This window comes from Vibrio sp. 1580 (assembly GCF_033340055.1).
Genome location: NZ_JAWOVT010000324.1, coordinates 1 through 677, shown reverse-complemented (window position 1 = coordinate 677; position 677 = coordinate 1). Strand labels below are relative to the sequence as shown.

The window sequence follows — 677 nt, the reverse complement described above, 5'->3', positions numbered from 1 at the left end:
AGAAGCATCGTATTCAGTTCATCGGCAACGGTTTACGGTGACCCAGAAATAGTGCCGATTACGGAAGATTCACCAACAGGCGCAACCACCAATCCATACGGTCGCAGTAAATATATGGTGGAGCAGTGCTTCAGCGATCTGTTCCATGCTGAAAACGACTGGAGCATCACCTTACTGCGTTACTTCAACCCAGTTGGCGCCCATTCATCGGGCAGCATGGGGGAAGACCCACAAGGTATTCCCAATAACTTGATGCCATTTATCGCCCAAGTCGCTGTTGGCCGCCGAGAAAAACTCGCGGTATTCGGTAGCGACTACCCAACACCTGATGGCACTGGCGTGCGCGATTACATCCATGTGATGGATCTGGCCGATGGCCATATTGCGGCTTTGAAAACGGTGGGTGAGAAATCGGGTTTGCACATTTACAACTTAGGTACAGGTAAAGGCTCGAGCGTACTTGAGATGGTGGATGCGTTCGCGACCGCTTGCGGTAAACCAGTGCCTTACGAGTTATGCCCGCGTCGTCCTGGGGATATTGCTGAATGTTGGGCAAGCACGGAAAAAGCTGAGCGTGAACTAGGTTGGAAAGCAACACGCACGGTGGCTGAAATGACCGCCGATACGTGGAACTGGCAGTCAAAAAATCCCAATGGCTATTCCCCTGCGTAGTTTAC

The 677-nt window shown here is 51.7% G+C and carries 1 protein-coding gene; it reads left to right on the top strand.

Going from position 1 to position 677, the window contains the following annotated elements; all coding sequences use genetic code 11:
• A partial coding sequence (gene galE, locus R7093_RS25785; protein WP_318147094.1) for a UDP-glucose 4-epimerase GalE occupies window positions 1-672 on the top strand: 672 nt, incomplete at its 5' end.
• Between the last annotated feature and the right edge of the window lie 5 nt (window positions 673-677).